Here is a 17,682-nt window from a genome sequence, read left to right as displayed (position 1 = left end):
TAGGGCTATTCCGATGAAGGTATTCCAATACCTCAATCTCTTCATTTTTAAGTGTTATATATCTCATAATGAGATAAATATACGAAAATTATTATATATACGCAATAAAATACGACATTATTTTATTCTTATTACTTAATTTAAAATCAATAAGCTAAAACTAGAATTAATGATACACGCTTTAAAATGAAACTTTAACCTCTTGAATACCTTTTATAATAAATAATTTTTAGATTTGTATCTTGTTTAAAAATTTGATTAGTATGACTGTTTCCAAAATTTATAATTCTTTCAATTTTGTTTTTTTAGCATTGGCACTTATAACAACAACCCAATGCTCTTTACCAAATAACACTTTTGTAAAGCCAATTATTGCTGAGGATTCTACAAATACTGATAACAAAAAAATTACATTACAAGAAAAAAAGATATTCTTCGACCAAAATACAGCTATTTATCTAAGTAATAATTTTGATGGAGCACGATTAAATGATGTTAAAAAACTGAATGATAGCACATTACAATTGAGAATTCAACCAGAAAATACACCTATTAATAATAGCGCCTACTTTGCTTTTAAAATTTGGTCAAAAAAGCCTACTACGGCATATTTAGAGTTTAATTACCCAAAAGATTATTCTCATAGATACATTCCTAAAATAAAATCTGAAAATGAAATATGGCAAAATATTGATTCCAACCTTATTTTCAAAAAAGATACTATAATTACAATCAAGGTTATTATAAATGAAAAACCACAAATTATTGCTGCGCAAGAAATAATTACCTCAACGCAAACCAAAATATGGTATAACGCACTAATTCAACAACATAAAGCGAAAATAACTTACAAAACTATTGGAAATTCAGTTTTAGGAAAACCAATTCCAATGTTGGATATTCATACTGGAAACGAAAATGAAAAAGATATTGTTGTTTTACTTGCCAGACAGCATCCTCCAGAAATTACAGGATTTATGGCATTTCAAAGTTTTTTACAAAACGTTTTAGAATCCAATCAAATTACAGCAGATTTTTTTACTAAATACCGCGTTTTAGTATTTCCAATTGTAAATCCAGATGGAGTAGATTTAGGTCATTGGAGACATAATGCCAACGGAATAGATTTAAACAGAGATTGGAGTTTTTATAAACAACCAGAGATAAATGCCATTACCAAAGCTATTGTACAAGTTGCAAATAAATCAAAAGGAAAAGTAGTAATTGGAATTGATTTTCATTCCACTCAAGAAGATTTATATTACACCAGCCATTCTACCGAAAACTCTACAATTCCACATTTTTACGATGAATGGTTTAAAGCCATTGATGATACTTTTCCAAATTACAAACCAAACGAAATACGTGAAGACAGCAACCAACCTGTTTCAAAAGCTTGGTTTTTAGGAATGTATGGTGCCACAGCAATAACTTATGAAATTGGTGATGAAACGCCACGTGATTTTGTGAGAGAAAAAGGAAAAGTTGCCGCTATTGAAATGATGAAAATTTTAAATAAAAGATAGCCTTCTACAAATTAATTATGATTAAAAATTCATTGGAACCTCTATAAATAAAATTTCTGATTCCTTTTTTGCTTTAATTTTAAATGAAGAACATTCAGAAATACCTATAGCATCTCTTTTAGTTAAAATATCATTTTCTATCTCAATTTCACCATCAATTAACATAACATAAACTCCATGAGTTTTAGAAATTAATTCGTACGTAAAGGAGGTTTCATTTGAAATATCTATTCTTGAAATTTGAGCATTTTGATGAATTTTTAAACTGCCTTCTATCGGTTCATCTATTGAAGAAACCAATATTTGCAGTTTATTTTTTCGTTCTGAGGCTTCAAATTTCTTCTGATCATATCTCGGTTCAACTTCTTGCTGATTAGGGAGTATCCAAATTTGAAATAAATTAATTTCTTCAGTTGGATGATTGTTCATTTCGGAATGCTGAACACCTGTTCCTGCCGACATTACTTGTACTTCACCAGAATAAATTGGAATCCATTCATTGGTCATTGAGTCTCTATGTTTTAAAGATCCACTGAGCGGAATGGTAATTATTTCCATATTATCATGAGGATGTGTTCCAAAACCCATTCCACCTTGAATAATATCATCATTTAAAACCCGCAATGCACCAAAATTCATTGTTGAAGGATTATAATAATGGGCAAAACTGAAAGAGAAATTTGCTTTTAACCAACCGTGATTTGCAGTGCCCCTTTCATCTGATTTATATACTTTTGTTTTCATTTATTTGTTTTTTGTTTTTTAATTGTCAAAGAGAACATCCGAATAAGATCTCATTATTTCTAATCCAAATCAACTAAGAGAAAAATCTCTTAGTTTATCTAATATTTCATTCAATATTTTGGCTTCATTTTCTGAAATAGAATTCAAATAACTGTTAAATTCATCCATTTTAATTTCATTTAGTAATGCTAAACCACGATCATTTATCTTCACATAAACAACACGCCGGTCATTTTCACATCTCACACGTTCAATAAAACCTTTATCACATAACTTATCCATTAAACGAGTGGAATTTGGCGATTTTTGCACCATTCGTTCCTTAACCTTATTTACAGTAATTGCCTCTTTTGCCCCTCTCAAAATTCTCAAAATATTATACTGTTGTTCCGAAATATTAAATGGTTTCAGATAAGCATTCCCAACAGTATCCAAAAAATTAGACGTATACTTTATATTTAATAATGCTTTAACACGTTCGTTTGGAAACTCAGAATTTATTTCTTTTGAAAAATCTCCCATGACTATATTTTTTTTTCTAAATCAGCAACTAATTTTTCAATAGTCATTTTTAATTCTTCATTTAAAACCTCGTTATTTTTAAAATTATCGAAAAATGAAGGAAAAGACATGCTACCAACAATTTGTGCACCATTAAACGGAAATCTTCCTAAAGCAATATCCAAAACTGATTGTCCTCCTCTGATTCCTGGAGAAGTAGCTAAAAGCAACATTGGCTTATCTCTCCAAACTTTGCCATTAATTCTAGATAACCAATCAAAAGCATTTTTGAAAGCTACAGAATATGAACCATTATGCTCAGCCAAAGAAATAATAAAACCATCGGCCGTTTCAATTAATTCGTTTAATGCAATTACTCCTTTTGGTGAACCAACTTTAGCTTCAACATCTACCGAAAACAAAGGCATTTCATAGTTGTTTAAATCCACTTTTATTAATTCCACATTTTTAACCAAATCACCTACATATTCTGCTAATATTTTATTGATTGAATTTTTACTGTTGCTTCCTCCTATTGTAATTATTTTTTTCATAGTTTTTTGATTAAATAGTAACTAATTTTCTTCCCGTTGTGTATGATATAACTAACAATACAGTTGCCATAAGGGCTGCTGTTTGCTCTCCATCTCCAATCATAATATGTGCAAAAAACGCCAAAACAAATTCAAAAAATAAACCGGCATAGACCCATTCTTTTAAATATGACTTTTTCTGAGTTAATAATACAATAACTGCCGTAATTTTTGCAATTGCTAATGGATAAATTAAATATGTTGGGTATCCAAATCCCATAAATGCTTGTTGTATCATTGCGTTATTAAACACATACATTCCGGCTGACATAACTAAAAGCGCACTCAATAAACCTGTTGCACTCCAATAAATAATTTTTGCTGTTTTTATATAGTATAAATTAAAATATGTGCAAATGTAAAACAAATATTTTTAATTACCTAGGTAATTATTTACTAGGTAACTATTTAATATTTATTAACATTGATTTCGTATTTTAGCACAACGCAGTTTAAACTAAATAAATGGATTTAAAATTTAACAAAAACGAAGATTTCAACAAACTAGAATTATCCGATTTAAAAACAAAATTGATAAAAGTTTATAAAGGTGGGGGTGATAAAAACAATGAAAAACATAAAACAAAAGGAAAATTAACTGCACGTGAGCGCATTTCTTTTTTATTCGATAAAAATTCAAATAGCATTGAAATTGGAGCTTTAGCTGGTGATGAAATGTATGTTGAACATGGTGGTTGTCCATCCGGTGGCGTTATTGTAAAGATTGGCTACATTCATAAAAAATTATGCATTATTGTTGCTAATGATGCTACAGTTAAGGCTGGAGCTTGGTTTCCTATTACTGGAAAAAAGAATTTAAGAGCACAAGAAATTTCTATTGAGAATAAATTACCAATTATATATTTAGTAGATAGTGCAGGGGTTTATTTACCAATGCAGGATGAAATTTTCCCAGACAAAGAACATTTTGGTCGTATTTTTAGAAATAATGCCATTATGAGCAGTATGGGAATTACACAAATTGCCGCAGTTATGGGAAGTTGTGTAGCCGGAGGTGCTTATTTACCAATTATGAGTGATGAAGCTATAATTGTTGACCAAACTGGAAGTATTTTTTTGGCAGGAAGTTATTTAGTAAAAGCAGCTATTGGAGAAAATGTTGAAAATGAAACTTTAGGTGGAGCAACCACTCATTGTGAAATAAGTGGCGTTACAGATTATAAAGCAAAAGACGATTATGATGCCCTAAATAAAATTAAAAATATAATTTCAAAAATTGGAGATTTTGATAAGGCAGGTTTTAATAGAATTAAAGCTGAAAAACCAATTAGTAACCCCGAAACTATTTTTGGAATCCTTCCAACATTGAGAACAGAGCAATATGATATGCTCGATATTATTAAAAATTTAGTAGATAATTCTGAAATTGAAGAATATAAACAAGATTACGGAAAAACACTAATTTGTGGGTATGGTCGAATTGATGGATGGGCAGTTGGTATTATTGCTAATCAGCGTAAGGTTGTAAAAAATGCCAAAAAAGAAATGCAATTTGGAGGTGTTATATATTCTGATTCAGCCGATAAGGCAACTCGTTTTATCGCAAATTGCAATCAGAAAAAAATTCCATTGGTATTTTTACAAGACGTAACCGGTTTTATGGTTGGCAGCAAAAGTGAACATGGTGGTATTATAAAAGATGGTGCCAAAATGGTAAATGCTGTAAGTAATTCAGTGGTGCCCAAATTTACTGTTATAATTGGAAATTCGTATGGCGCCGGAAATTATGCTATGTGTGGTAAAGCATATGATCCTCGTTTAATTGTTGCTTGGCCCTCTGCCCAGTTAGCAGTTATGGGAGGCGAACAAGCAGCAAAAGTTTTACTTCAAATTGAAACTTCATCTCTATTAAAAAGAGGAGAAATAATTACTGAAGAAAAAGAACAAGAAATTTTACAACATATTCAACAAAAATACGACAAACAAACATCACCATATTATGCAGCAGCACGACTATGGACAGACGCAATTATAAATCCGTTAGACACAAGAAAATGGATAAGTATGGGAATTGAAGCAGCAAATCATGCACCCATTGAAAAACAATTTAATCTAGGTATAATACAAGTTTAATTTGTTGGAAAACTAGGTTGTAATTTTTACATTTGCACCTCAATTATAAACATTATGGGAAGAGCGTTTGAGTTCAGAAAAGGTAGAAAAATGAAACGTTGGTCGGCAATGGCAAAAATATTTACCAGAATAGGTAAAGACATTGTCATGGCTGTAAAAGAAGGAGGCCCTAATCCTGAAAGCAATGCAAGATTAAGAGCTGTAATTCAGAATGCTAAGGCAGCAAATATGCCCAAAGATAATGTTGAACGCGCGATTAAAAAAGCAAGTGATAAAGATACCGCCAATTATAAAGAAGTTTTATTTGAAGGATATGCTCCACACGGAATTGCAGTTTTAATTGAAACAGCTACCGACAATAATAACAGAACTGTTGCAAATGTAAGAGCTGCTTTTAATAAATGTGATGGAAACCTTGGAACCTCTGGTTCAGTAGTATTTATGTTTGATCATACTTGTAATTTTAGAATTAAAACCGAAGATCTAAAAATAGATTTGGAAGAATTTGAACTAAATTTAATGGATTTTGAAGTTGAAGAAGTTTTTGAAGATGAAGATGGTATTGTTATTTATGCAATGTTTGAACAATTTGGCGCTATTCAAAAATATTTAGAAGAAAATAATCTAGAAATTTTATCATCTGGCTTTGAACGTATTCCTACAACTACCACCAAATTAACCGAAGAACAGCAGGTTGATGTAGAAAAATTATTAGACCGATTAGAAGAAGATGACGATGTTCAGAATGTTTATCACTCTATGGAATAATTACAAATGGAACTTACAGGTAAAAAAATAATAGAATTAAAAAGTATAACTTCATCTGATGTTGTATGTTCTAATTGTAATAAACAAAACACTACAAAGATCTCTGTATTTGGTATTTATAAACATTTATTTTATATTCCATTTTTTTCTGGAGGTAAAAATGGACATTCGGAATGTGAAAATTGTGCGAAACAATTTAATTTAAAAACAATGCCAAACCCAGTTAAATTGGCTTATTATGAATTAAAAGAAACTGTAAAAACTCCTATTTGGTTTTATACCGGGCTTATTGGAATTAAAACCTTAGTGATTATAAAAATAGTTAGCAATTATTTATAAGAAGGTTAAGGGTCTCTTTTTTGTTAATTTTTTGCGTTTCTGTCTCAATAAATTTATTTAAAAAATAAATTTTTTTAGGTTTTTCAAATTTTGCTAGACCATCAAACGAATTAATAGTTTCAATTACTTTTTCATTTTTACTACCTTCTATAATCAAAACTAATTTCTCTCCTAAAATAGTATCGGGAAACCCAACAACAAAAAGTCGATGTTGAATTAATTTTGAGATTTTTTCTTCAATTTGCTCGGGAATTATTTTTATTCCACCAGAATTTATAATTGAATCATACCTCCCTAACCAATAAAATTCATTAGCAGAAATAATTTCAACCAAATCGTTAGTAATAATTTTCTTATCTGAAATAGTTGGAGCATCAATAATTAAACAACCCCGTTCATCTGTTGAAATTGAAATATTTGGCAAGGTTTTATAATGAGATTTCTTCATTTCACTCGCTATGCCGTTTTTAAAATTATTAAGTTTTTTTACTGCAATATGTGTAATTGTTTCGGTCATTCCATAGGTTGAATATATTGCACTACTTACTTTTTGAAATTTACCAACTAAATCTTCAGAAACGTCTCCACCACCAACAATTAATTTTTTAACACGATGTAAATAATCTAAAGAATGATGCGCTTGTGTTGGAACCATAGCACAAAAATCGTATTTTTTATTAGTGGTTTTTAGAGGGTGATTTGTAGGTTTAACCACATCTAAATGCCATCCCAAACAAAGGGCACGAACCATCATCATTTTACCAGCAATATAATTTGGACTCATACAAAGCAAAGCTGTTGTTTTCGCTTGTAACTCAAAATATTCGCTTGTTGCAATTGCACTAGCAATCATGTGGGCTTTTTTTAACTTAATTGCCTTAGGTTTACCAGTAGAACCTGAAGTTTTAACTTCAACAAATGACTTATTATTAAACCATTCAAAAAAAAACAAATATAATTCAGGGTAATTTTTTTTTGAAAAAGAAAGTAATTCATTTACATCTGTAAAAGAATGTTCTTGCAACTGAAAATCGGTATGTAAATCTAATTTTTTCACCCAATTAACTCAATAAGTTCACATTATCCAAGGGATTCTCCACTTTCCCAATCAATTTTTCTTTCCAATTAGTCCATTTATATTTTTTAGCAAATATCCAAATAACCAATGGGTACATAAAAAAAACTGGTAAAAACATTTCAAAATTTACAGAAGGTTCGGAAATATCCACAAACAAGGCATCCGTCTGAAAAACCATCCAATTAGAAGTTACTAAAACCGCTGCTACAATATTATTTGCAGCGTGAAAACCTAATGCCAATTCAGTTCCTTCATCCATTAATGTAATTATCCCTAACAATAATCCTGTTCCAATATAAAAAATCAAAATAATTTTACCAAGTTTTGCTACTTCCGGATTTAATCCGTGTAACAACCCAAATATTAATGAAGTTAACACCAGTGGAACCCATGCGTTTTTAAACCAAACTCCAATACCTTGCATTAAATAACCTCTGAAAAGTATCTCTTCCATACTAGTTTGGATGGGTAAAAATAAAAAAGAAATAATAACTAATATTAAAAAAGGAATTGGTTTAAAATTCCAAACATAATCTTCAGGGGCATAAAAATAACTAAAACTTAAAGTAACAAATCCCATTAAAGCCCAAAAAAAGAAGGCGTAAAAAATTCGATTCCAATCAACATTTGCTCTACTTGTAATTACCGAAATTAATTTCCTTTTATGAAAATTGAGAATGCCTAAAATTAAAAATATAAGTCCTATTGCAAATGAAAGAATGACCATAAACAAGTACAAATTTGCATTAATACCTACTGTTGTAAATGTGTTTTCGGCTGAATTTATAAATTCTTCAAAATTATTAGCATGAATATAGGCTGTTACAACCAACGGAATTACTCCGAAAAATTGCCACCCAAAAAAAAATATAAATAAAGTGCCAAAATATGACCACCCCTCGTTATTTCCTTTGTACGCTTGTTGTATAAATTTCATATTATTTCTTTTGATTATATCATGAATCAACAATTAGACAAGCTTACTGTGATTTCTCTTAAAATTATAATAAATTAAAATCCCACTTTTTAGTATTATTATACTGTAAATATCCACTTTTTACTTCTAACGGACTCTCAATATTATTTAAAAATAATCCACCAGTTCCAAGCCCTTGAGGCATTTTATTGTTTAATAAATATGTCCATTGCGCAATGGCATTTAACCCAACGTTACTTTCTAAAGCTGATGTTATCCACCAATCAATTTTTTGATTTTTAGCTAGTTGAATCCATCCTTCACTTCCCCTATATCCTCCAACTAAACTTGGTTTCAAAACTACATATTGTGGTTGTATTACTTCTAGTAATTTTTCCTTTTCTGTAACATTAAAAACACCTATTAATTCTTCATCTAGCGCAATTGGAACAGGAGTATTGGCACATAATTTTGCCATTTCTTCAATTTGTCCTTGTCTAATCGGTTGCTCAATAGAATGAATTTCAAACTTTGAAAGTTTCTTTAATTTTTCTAATGCTTCATTTGGTCTAAATGCACCATTTGCATCAACTCTTAATTCTATTTCTTTGGAAGAAAATTCTTTCCGAATGTTCTTTATTAACCCAAGTTCCAAATCAAAGTCAATAGCTCCTATTTTCATTTTAATAGTTGAAAAACCACATTTTAATTTCTCTTTAATTTGATTTTTCATAAAGGTTAAATCGCCCATCCAAATTAATCCATTAATTGGAATTCCAATTTCAAAATTTGTGAATTTTGATGGAAATAAAAGAAACGGATTTTCACTTTTTAACGATAAAATAGCTTGTTCTAATCCAAACTGAATGGAAGGAAATTCATTAAGTTCAGTTAATAGCGATTCATAGTTTATATTAATATTTTCACAAAGCCATTTCAATTTGTCTTCATAATCTGGTCTATCATCACAACTTAAACCTCTAAATAATCCGCATTCTCCAATTCCCATTTTTCCTTCAGCCGTTACCTTTAAAAAGTAAGTTCCTTTCGTTTTTAAAATACCCCTAGATGTACCACTTGCTTGTTTAAAATTTAAACTATATTTTTGGTATGTTGCCTTCATTTTTTTATAAAAGCGAAAGTTACAATTATTTACTATTTTAATTAACTTGTATACATAAATATTCTATTATGGCTGTTCCTCAAATTCCTAATTTAATTTATTATGCTATTCCGTTTTTTATAGTAACAGTAATTTTTGAAGGACTTGTTTTATATAGAAAACAACCTAAAAACTACAATGTTAAAGATACTTTTGCTTCTTTATCAATGGGAATTGGCAATGTTATAGCAAACTTATTAAGTAAATTTTTTGTGGTAATTATTATCTCTTATTTATACGAAAATTATAAATTAGCAACATTACCATTCGTTTGGTGGACTTGGATTCTTATATTATTTGCAGATGATTTTTGCTACTATTGGGCGCACAGGATTGGTCATGAAAGTCGATTTTTTTGGGCTTCACATATTGTGCACCATTCCTCACAAAAATATAATTTAAGTACAGCTTTACGCCAAACTTGGACTGGTGGTTTTTTTAGTTTTATTTTTTACTTAATATTACCAATTTTAGGATTTCATCCTTTAATTATATTCACTCAAATGAGCATCAGTCTTTTATATCAGTATTGGATTCACACTGAATTGATTCATAAAATGCCAAAATGGTTTGAAGCTGTATTTAATACACCTTCCCATCACAGGGTACATCATGGAAGTAATCCTATTTATTTAGACAGAAATCATGCTGGTATTTTTATTATTTGGGATAAATTATTCGGAACTTTTCAACCAGAATTAGAAAATGAAAAAGTTATTTATGGGTTAACTTCCAATATTAACACTTTTAATCCTATAAAAATTGCTTTTTTGGAATGGATTGGCGTTTTTAAAGATGCATTTACATCAAAAACTTCATTCATAAATAAATTGAACTATTTTATTAAACCACCTGGTTGGAAACATGATGGAACTGGAATATTATCAGATGATTTAAGAAAGGAATGGTTAAAAAATAGAAGTTAATCTTTTTTCCACCGTTCTAATTTTGGAACTCCTTTAGCGAAAAATCCTGCCATTAATTTCATAAACCCACCCATTTCTTTTATTTTTTCTTTTACCAAAGCTTGCATTTCTTCAGCTGTAATATCTGGATTCAAAAATTTCCCATTTTCATAGCAATAACTACAATATTTATTGCTTGGTTGTCCATCTGCATTTGTACCACTTCCTTTTGGATCCTTACATAAAGGCATTCCACAACTTTGACAATTTTTGTATGTTTTCATTATGTTATAATTTATATTGTTGAATGTACTGCTATTCTATTTCCTTCTGAATCTATAAATGCTCCCATATAGCCTATTTCTTCTGAAATTATTTTTTTTGATACAATTACTTTTCCACCTGCAGCTTCTACTCTACCAAGTTCATCTGAAACATCATTGGTTTGGGAAGCTAAGTAAATTAATGTTCCATTTGTTCCAGGCTTGTAATACGTTGGATTGTAAATTAATGAACCTCCGGTATTTGGAGCGTTTTTATCTTCCGCTAACGGAAACCACCCCATTAATAATTCACCAAAATTCTGAACATTAATTTTAAAATTGAAAACTGTTTCATAAAATTTAACCGCTCTATCCATATTTTCAACAGGAATTTCAAACCAACAACCTATATTTGATTTCATAAATCTATTACTTCTTACAATTTTATATGGCCACCAATTGGTACTAAAATTAATTCTTTTTTTGCTTTTGCAAATTTTTCAAAGGCTTCTTTATGATTAATTTTAATATAACCGAAAGTATCAAAGTGGTAACCTAAAATTTTATTACAACTTAAAAATTTACTTGCTTTAATAGCTTCATCAATTCCCATTGTAAAATTATCGCCAATTGGTAAAACTACCAAGTCAAGTTCTCCAATTACATCTGGAATCAGTCTCATATCATAGGTTAAGGCTGTATCTCCAGCAATATAAATTCTATGATGACTCGTTTCAATTACGAAACCTCCAGGTTGTCCACCATAACTTCCATCAGGAAAAGAACTCGAATGAATTGCATTTACATAATGAACGGTTCCAAAATTAAATTTCCATTTTCCACCGTGATTCATTGGGTGTCCTTCAATTCCTTTATTCTCAAAATAGGTAACAATTTCATAATTTGAAATAACCTTTGCGCTTGTTCGTTTTGCAATAGTTTCAACATCTAAAATATGGTCTTGATGAGCATGTGTTACTAAAATATAATCTGCTTGCAGTTTATTTATATCAATCTTTTTTGCTAATTCATTTCCTGAAATAAAAGGGTCAATTAATAACGTTTTGTCTTTTGTTTCAATACTTAAGCATGAGTGCCCTAAATACGTTATTTTCATTTTGAAGTGGTTTTGATTGGTTTACTGCAATTTAATGAAAATATTTTATAAAAAACGACGGAAATAGTGATTACTTGAAAATTTAAAATATCACAATTATACGTTTACTACTAAAACAAATGTTTAAACTATTTTTATTGAGATAATAACAACCCTAATCCAAATAAAAGTGAAAACGCAAAAGTACTAATCGCCAATTTTTTCAATTCAACATCTAATAATTTTGGTTGTCTATTAATATACACAACGTTAAGATGCTTTGTTATAGGAATGTAAGCCAAAACAAATATAAATTGATAACTAGATTTGAATTGAATAATTGTATATATTATGGCTATTAGAAAGGAGGAAATTAATAAAAAGTAATGATAATATTTAGCAAATTCGATACCTATTTTAACCACAATTGTGTGTTTTTTAGCATTCAAATCTGATTCTCTATCACGCATATTATTAAGGTTGAGAACTCCTATACTTAAAAATCCAATTGAAAAAGCAGGTAAAAAAATTGTTGAATTTAATTGCTTTGTATACAAATAATAGCTTCCACAAACACTCAATAAACCAAAAAATAGAAATACAAAAACATCACCAAAACCACTATATCCATAAGCTTTTGTTCCCATTGTATATTTTATTGCTGCGGCTATGCTTGCAATTCCTAATAAAAAAAAGATACTTAGATTTAAAAAATCATCTTTTCCAAAGGCTGTATAAATTAGTAAAAGTGCAATTATAAAAGTTATTCCCACAAAAATTTTGATAGCTTTAAGCATTTGAGAAGGAGTAATTACTCCACTTTGAATAGCTCTTTTGGGTCCAATTCTTTCTTCATTATCTGTTCCTTTTACTCCATCTCCGTAATCATTTGCATAGTTGGAAACAATCTGAAATCCTATGGTGGTTAACAAAGCTAACAAACAAATTTGCCAATTAAAAAAGCCTTCTGAAGCTGCTAAAAAACTACCTGCAATAATTCCAGAAATTGAAAGGGGAAGCGTTCTTAATCTAGCTGCTTTTACGTAGTGTTTTATCATTGAATAAAATTTGCTTTCTAAATTTTATAAATTATTAGCATTAGCAATTAGCTCTGCAATATCTAACACTTCAATATCAGCTTCTTTATTAGTTGCTTTCACCCCGTCAGTCATCATTGTATTACAAAATGGACAACCAGTTGCTATTATATTGGGTTTTACATCAATAGCTTGTTCGGTACGTGCTACATTAATTTCTTTTGTTCCTTTTTCAGCATCCTTAAACATTTGTGCTCCTCCAGCTCCACAACATAAACCATCTGATTTACAATGTTTCATTTCAACCAATTCAGCATCTAATTGTTTTATAAGTTCACGAGGTGCTTCATAAATATCGTTTGCACGCCCTAAATAACAAGGGTCATGAAAAGTGATTTTTTCGCCCTTGTATTTACCACCTTCAATAGTTAACCTACCTTCATCTAATAACGATTTTAACAACTCAGTATGATGTACAACTTCATAATGACCTCCAAGTTCTGGGTATTCATTTTTTAGGGTATTAAAACAATGAGGACAAGCAGTTACTATTTTTTTTACTTCATACGCATTCAAAACTTCAATATTTGTCATTGCTTGCATTTGAAATAAAAATTCATTCCCTGCCCTTTTTGCCGGATCACCTGAACAACTTTCTTCAGTTCCAAGCACCGCAAACTCAACATTTGCATTATTTAATATTTTAACAAATGCCTTTGTAATTTTTTTTGCTCTATCGTCAAAACTTCCTGCACATCCAACCCAAAACAACACTTCTGGTTGTTTTCCTTGAGCCATCATTTCTGCCATTGTTGGTACGTTCATCCTAAAAATGTTATTTTCTGTTATTCTTCTTTCCAATTAAGTCTATCCATTTGGTTGTATTGCCAAGGCGCACCATTGTTTTCAATATTTGTCATCATACTGTTTAATTCTTGTGGAGCGGCCGATTGTTCCATAACCAAATAGCGGCGTAAATCAATAATAATTGATAATGGGTCAATATTTACTGGACATTCCTCTACGCACGCATTACAACTAGTGCAAGCCCAAATTTCTTCAGGTGTTATATAATCATTTAATAACTGCTTATCATCGGTTATAAACTTACCATTCTTATCAATATTTTTACCAACCTCTTCCAAACGATCTCTCGTTTTCATCATAATTGCTCGAGGCGATAATTCTTTACCGGTTTGATTTGCAGGACAAGACGATGTGCATCTACCACATTCTGTACACGTATAGGCGTTCATTAACTGAACCCAATTTAAATCTTGCACATCACTTGCTCCAAATTTTGAAGGAACATCATTTACTGCGTCTGGATTGGTTGCAAAAGGATCTATGTTTGGATCCATCATCATTTTAACCTCATTGGTTACGGCTTCTAAATTATTCAATTTACCTTTTGCATTTAGATTTGCAAAATATGTATTTGGAAATGCCAATAAAATATGAAGGTGCTTTGAATAATATAAGTAATTTAAAAATATTAATATCCCAATTATATGCAACCACCAAGCTGAACGCTCAATAAGATACATTGTTTCAATGCTATACGTATGAAAAATAGGAACAACTAATTGACTTATTGGATTTCCTCCGTTTGCCAATTGAAATGACTGATCTGCCGCATTCATAATTAGAAATAATGACATTAACACCATTTCAAAATATAATATATTAAGCGCATCATTTTTAGGAAATCCTGCCATTTCTTTATTCCAAAATCGAGGAATTTTCAAAACCATTCTACGAATCCAAAATACAATCACTGAAATCAAAACTAAAAAAGCTAAAATTTCAAATGATCCAATTAAAAATTGATAAAAACCACCAAAAATCCTAAATGCTCTATGGGTTCCAAAAACACCATCAATAATTATTTCTAAAACTTCTATATTTATAATAATAAACCCAGCATAAACAATAATATGTAAAATACCCGCTACGGGTTTTTTAACCATTTTAGATTGACCTAATGCAACCATCGCCATATTTCTCCATCGTTCTGAAGCATTGTTGGAACGATCAATTGCAGTACCCAACTTAATATTTCTGATAATTTTTTTTATATTGAAAACAAAAAAACCGATTCCAACAATTAGTACAAAAATGAAGATGACGTTATCAATATAATTCATAAAAAAAACGATTATTTTATCTTATTGATTTATTTCTACTTGTTTCGTTTCTCCTTCAAAACCTTTTTCTTTTTTTCCAAATAAGGAAAAATGAACAAAACGTTTAGGGTGTAATTTCATTTCGCGTAATAATTCTTCCAATTCCTTTGAAGCATTGGTTAAATTATTATACATCTTTTCGTCTTTTACCAACTTACCAAGAGTTCCTTTTCCGCTTTCAATAGAACTTAAAACTCCATTGAGGTTGTTTATAGTTTCTTCTAAATTTTTAATAGTCATTCCTATATTAGCACTGGCTAGGGAGTCTGAAAGTTTTGCGAAATTACTAGCTATTCTGTCCGAATTTGAAAGGGTATTCGATATTTTTACTTCATTTTTAAGCATTAATTCTTCTACCGATTTAGCTGTTTTACTGAAGGAAGTTACAACTTCATTTAATTGAGAAATAGTTGATTTTAGATTTAGACGTGTTTTTGCATCCAACACATCATTAAATCCAACCAATAAAGAGTCTGCATTAACAATTACATTTTCAACTTTAGCTTGCAAAGGACTTAACTTTTCAGAGACACTTGTAAAAATATCAGATTCTGTTTCTCCTTTTAAAAAATCTCCAGGAATTGCCATTTCACCTTCAAACGACGGTACAATCGCCAATGATTTACCTCCCATTATGCTTGTACTATAAATTTTTGCAATACTTTTTTTAGAGAATTCAAAATCGTTTTCAACACTAAATTCAACAATTAAATTTCCTCTTTTTTCAGGATCTTTATTAAATTCAATACTTATTATTTTACCAACTACAACGCCATTAATGGTAACAACACTTGCTGTATTTAATCCTTCCACATCGCTGTATTCTGCATAAAAAGTAGTTAAAGGACCATCAAATAGATTGAAGCCCTTTAAAAAATTATAACCCCAAATAAAAAGAGCTATAACCGCAACAAAAACAAGGCCTGTTTTAAATTCTCTTGTAATTTTCAAAATATCAAATAATTTAGTGTAACAATATTAGTGATTATTTTTGGGAGTAACTTAATTATAACGCTATGATTTTTTCAAAATCTCATCTACAGATACCTTTTCTCCATTTTTAAATGCAACAATAAATGCAGAAGTATATCCCTTTAAAATAACCATTTTTTGTAGTTCTATTATCTCATTGTAATTTGAAGTACCACCTACAAAATACTTAAAATTTCTACCATCCTGAACGCGCTCAACATTTTCAATACCTTTAAAATTATAAGATTTTGTTTCTAATTTATTAGTTCCTGTAGCAATTTGAACCTTAAATTCAACATTATTGTTTTCTTCTTTTGAAGGCGATGAATGGTTTTCATTTTTGTTCAATGAAACTGAAGATGCAGTTGACGTTGAGGAAGACACATTACTTGTATTATTACCTGAAACCGTATTAATATTAAGCTGTTCCATATATTTTAAAATACTTTCAAAAATAGATTCAGCAAATTTTTCCTGACCATTTTTAGAATTTAAATAAGCACCTTCATCTTTATTGGTAATAAACCCAGTTTCAATTAATACACTTGGCATATAAGTTTGATGCAAAACCACAAATCCAGCTTGTTTTACTCCCCTATCTGTTCTATTTAATGAATTTAAAAAATTATGCTGTACAATGCTTGCCAATTGAATACTTTGATCTAAATATTCCTCTTGCATTAAAGTTAAACCTATGACCGATTGTGGTGAACTTGGGTCAAAACCCTTATAATTAACCTTATAATTATCCTCCAATAAAATTACGGAATTCTCTGCTTTTGCAACTTCAAAATTCTGGCTGTTTGCATGTGGCCCTAAAGCCCATGTTTCTGCTCCTGAGGCTTGAGAATTATGCGCATTACAATGTATAGAAACAAATAAATCTGCATCGGCTTTATTTGCAATTCGCCCTCTTTCCCACAAATCAACAAAAATATCAGTCTTTCTAGTGTAAATTACCTTTACATTTTTAATTTTCTCTAAATGCTCGCCCAATAATAAAACAATATTTAAAGCAATTTCTTTCTCCTTATAGCTATAAGTACTTACTTTTCCAGGATCCTTACCCCCATGACCCGCATCTAAAACAATAATAAACTCTTTATTTTGAGAATATGAATTAAAATTTGTGAAAAATAGTGTTAAAAGTAGTACGAAAGTCAGTAAGAAATTCGTTCTTATTTTAATTTTATAAAAGTGTTGTGTGTTCATCAATAATTTAATTATTTTTGGCCTTTGTTATTTGGTATAACAAGTATTGAGCCATACATTTACAAATATCTAAAAAATGGTTGACTTTTAAGTAGGCTAAAGTAAAAACTTTAATGAAATCAACCCAATAAAATTGGTATTTTTACAAAAAAATTATTATTAAAAATAATATTAAAAATTCGTTTTCTTTTTTAGCGCTATCAATCTTAGTATGGATTGTTAGTTCAAATGGTTATTCTCAAAAAATTAAAGATAGAATAGACAAAAAAACTGTTGAAATATCTAAAGAT

Annotated in this window: 20 protein-coding genes; 5 read left to right on the top strand and 15 right to left on the bottom strand. The window is 29.9% G+C overall.

All coding sequences use genetic code 11. The annotated features are described in order from the left end of the window. The first annotated feature begins 263 nt into the window (after positions 1–263). On the top strand, positions 264–1,526 hold the full coding sequence (locus Q8S45_RS11685) for a M14 family metallopeptidase (RefSeq protein WP_305604933.1): 1,263 nt from the start codon (positions 264–266) through the stop codon (positions 1,524–1,526). A 21-nt stretch (positions 1,527–1,547) separates the two neighbouring features. On the opposite strand, the gene Q8S45_RS11680 is transcribed toward Q8S45_RS11685, so the two are convergent. The 4 genes from Q8S45_RS11680 to Q8S45_RS11665 all read right to left on the bottom strand — a co-directional run bounded on the left by Q8S45_RS11680 (position 1,548) and on the right by Q8S45_RS11665 (position 3,653). Next, positions 1,548–2,270 carry a pirin family protein gene (locus Q8S45_RS11680; RefSeq protein ID WP_305604931.1) on the bottom strand — a complete coding sequence of 241 codons (723 nt, stop codon included), beginning with the start codon at positions 2,268–2,270 and terminating at the stop codon, positions 1,548–1,550. A 69-nt stretch (positions 2,271–2,339) separates the two neighbouring features. Next, positions 2,340–2,792 carry a MarR family winged helix-turn-helix transcriptional regulator gene (locus Q8S45_RS11675; protein ID WP_305604929.1) on the bottom strand — a complete coding sequence of 151 codons (453 nt, stop codon included), beginning with the start codon at positions 2,790–2,792 and terminating at the stop codon, positions 2,340–2,342. A gap of 2 nt (positions 2,793–2,794) precedes the next feature. Further along, a complete protein-coding gene (locus Q8S45_RS11670) occupies positions 2,795–3,325 on the bottom strand; it encodes an NADPH-dependent FMN reductase (protein WP_305604927.1) in 531 nt (176 codons plus the stop codon). A 10-nt stretch (positions 3,326–3,335) separates the two neighbouring features. After that, the gene (locus tag Q8S45_RS11665; protein WP_305604935.1) at positions 3,336–3,653 is read right to left on the bottom strand and encodes a DoxX family protein; all 318 of its coding nucleotides are present in this window, start codon (positions 3,651–3,653) and stop codon (positions 3,336–3,338) included. 176 nt (positions 3,654–3,829) lie between these two features. Between Q8S45_RS11665 and Q8S45_RS11660 the strand changes: the two genes are divergently transcribed. From Q8S45_RS11660 to Q8S45_RS11650, 3 genes are read left to right on the top strand one after another with little or no spacing between them, the layout of a single operon-like run. After that, entirely contained in the window at positions 3,830–5,458 is a 1,629-nt protein-coding gene (locus tag Q8S45_RS11660; protein ID WP_305604925.1) for an acyl-CoA carboxylase subunit beta, read from the top strand. A 54-nt stretch (positions 5,459–5,512) separates the two neighbouring features. Beyond that, positions 5,513–6,226 (top strand): YebC/PmpR family DNA-binding transcriptional regulator, encoded by a 714-nt coding sequence (locus Q8S45_RS11655; RefSeq protein ID WP_305604923.1) that lies wholly within the window; start codon positions 5,513–5,515, stop codon positions 6,224–6,226. A 6-nt stretch (positions 6,227–6,232) separates the two neighbouring features. Next, the gene (locus Q8S45_RS11650; RefSeq protein WP_305604921.1) at positions 6,233–6,565 is read left to right on the top strand and encodes a hypothetical protein; all 333 of its coding nucleotides are present in this window, start codon (positions 6,233–6,235) and stop codon (positions 6,563–6,565) included. On the opposite strand, the gene Q8S45_RS11645 is transcribed toward Q8S45_RS11650, so the two are convergent. The 3 genes from Q8S45_RS11645 to Q8S45_RS11635 form a co-directional block, all read right to left on the bottom strand. Beyond that, the gene (locus tag Q8S45_RS11645) at positions 6,549–7,622 is read right to left on the bottom strand and encodes an AMP-binding protein (protein WP_305604919.1); all 1,074 of its coding nucleotides are present in this window, start codon (positions 7,620–7,622) and stop codon (positions 6,549–6,551) included. The two genes, Q8S45_RS11650 and Q8S45_RS11645, sit on opposite strands and share 17 nt — an antisense overlap. A 4-nt stretch (positions 7,623–7,626) precedes the next feature. Then, positions 7,627–8,580: a CPBP family intramembrane glutamic endopeptidase gene (locus tag Q8S45_RS11640; protein ID WP_305604917.1), complete on the bottom strand. Its 954-nt coding sequence runs from the start codon at positions 8,578–8,580 to the stop codon at positions 7,627–7,629. 64 nt (positions 8,581–8,644) lie between these two features. Beyond that, complete coding sequence (locus Q8S45_RS11635) at positions 8,645–9,682, bottom strand: o-succinylbenzoate synthase (protein ID WP_305604915.1); 1,038 nt, start codon at positions 9,680–9,682, stop codon at positions 8,645–8,647. A 68-nt stretch (positions 9,683–9,750) separates the two neighbouring features. Here Q8S45_RS11635 and Q8S45_RS11630 point away from each other — a divergent pair, with 68 nt between their 5' ends. Continuing rightward, positions 9,751–10,647 (top strand): sterol desaturase family protein, encoded by an 897-nt coding sequence (locus tag Q8S45_RS11630; protein WP_305604913.1) that lies wholly within the window; start codon positions 9,751–9,753, stop codon positions 10,645–10,647. On the opposite strand, the gene Q8S45_RS11625 is transcribed toward Q8S45_RS11630, so the two are convergent. The 8 genes from Q8S45_RS11625 to Q8S45_RS11590 all read right to left on the bottom strand — a co-directional run bounded on the left by Q8S45_RS11625 (position 10,644) and on the right by Q8S45_RS11590 (position 17,392). Continuing rightward, complete coding sequence (locus Q8S45_RS11625; protein WP_305604911.1) at positions 10,644–10,910, bottom strand: zinc ribbon domain-containing protein; 267 nt, start codon at positions 10,908–10,910, stop codon at positions 10,644–10,646. The genes Q8S45_RS11630 and Q8S45_RS11625 overlap by 4 nt on opposite strands. 11 nt (positions 10,911–10,921) lie before the next feature. Beyond that, entirely contained in the window at positions 10,922–11,311 is a 390-nt protein-coding gene (locus tag Q8S45_RS11620) for a VOC family protein (RefSeq protein WP_305604909.1), read from the bottom strand. 14 nt (positions 11,312–11,325) lie between these two features. Beyond that, entirely contained in the window at positions 11,326–12,006 is a 681-nt protein-coding gene (locus Q8S45_RS11615) for a metal-dependent hydrolase (RefSeq protein WP_305604907.1), read from the bottom strand. A gap of 134 nt (positions 12,007–12,140) precedes the next feature. Beyond that, the gene (gene menA / locus Q8S45_RS11610; protein ID WP_305604905.1) at positions 12,141–13,043 is read right to left on the bottom strand and encodes a 1,4-dihydroxy-2-naphthoate octaprenyltransferase; all 903 of its coding nucleotides are present in this window, start codon (positions 13,041–13,043) and stop codon (positions 12,141–12,143) included. A 24-nt stretch (positions 13,044–13,067) separates the two neighbouring features. Next, entirely contained in the window at positions 13,068–13,847 is a 780-nt protein-coding gene (locus Q8S45_RS11605) for a (Fe-S)-binding protein (protein WP_305604903.1), read from the bottom strand. Positions 13,848–13,867: 20 nt separating this feature from the next. Then, complete coding sequence (locus Q8S45_RS11600; RefSeq protein WP_305604901.1) at positions 13,868–15,169, bottom strand: (Fe-S)-binding protein; 1,302 nt, start codon at positions 15,167–15,169, stop codon at positions 13,868–13,870. Between the two features lie 21 nt (positions 15,170–15,190). Then, entirely contained in the window at positions 15,191–16,159 is a 969-nt protein-coding gene (locus Q8S45_RS11595; RefSeq protein ID WP_305604899.1) for an MlaD family protein, read from the bottom strand. 63 nt (positions 16,160–16,222) lie between these two features. Then, the gene (locus Q8S45_RS11590; RefSeq protein WP_305604897.1) at positions 16,223–17,392 is read right to left on the bottom strand and encodes an N-acetylmuramoyl-L-alanine amidase; all 1,170 of its coding nucleotides are present in this window, start codon (positions 17,390–17,392) and stop codon (positions 16,223–16,225) included. Positions 17,393–17,682: the final 290 nt, after the last annotated feature.

It is taken from the genome of Lutibacter sp. (assembly GCF_030692605.1).
In the GTDB taxonomy this organism is placed as follows: Bacteria; Bacteroidota; Bacteroidia; order Flavobacteriales; family Flavobacteriaceae; genus Lutibacter.
The sequence above is the reverse complement of the archived record's forward strand: the minus strand, read 5'-3'. Positions and strand labels throughout refer to the sequence as shown.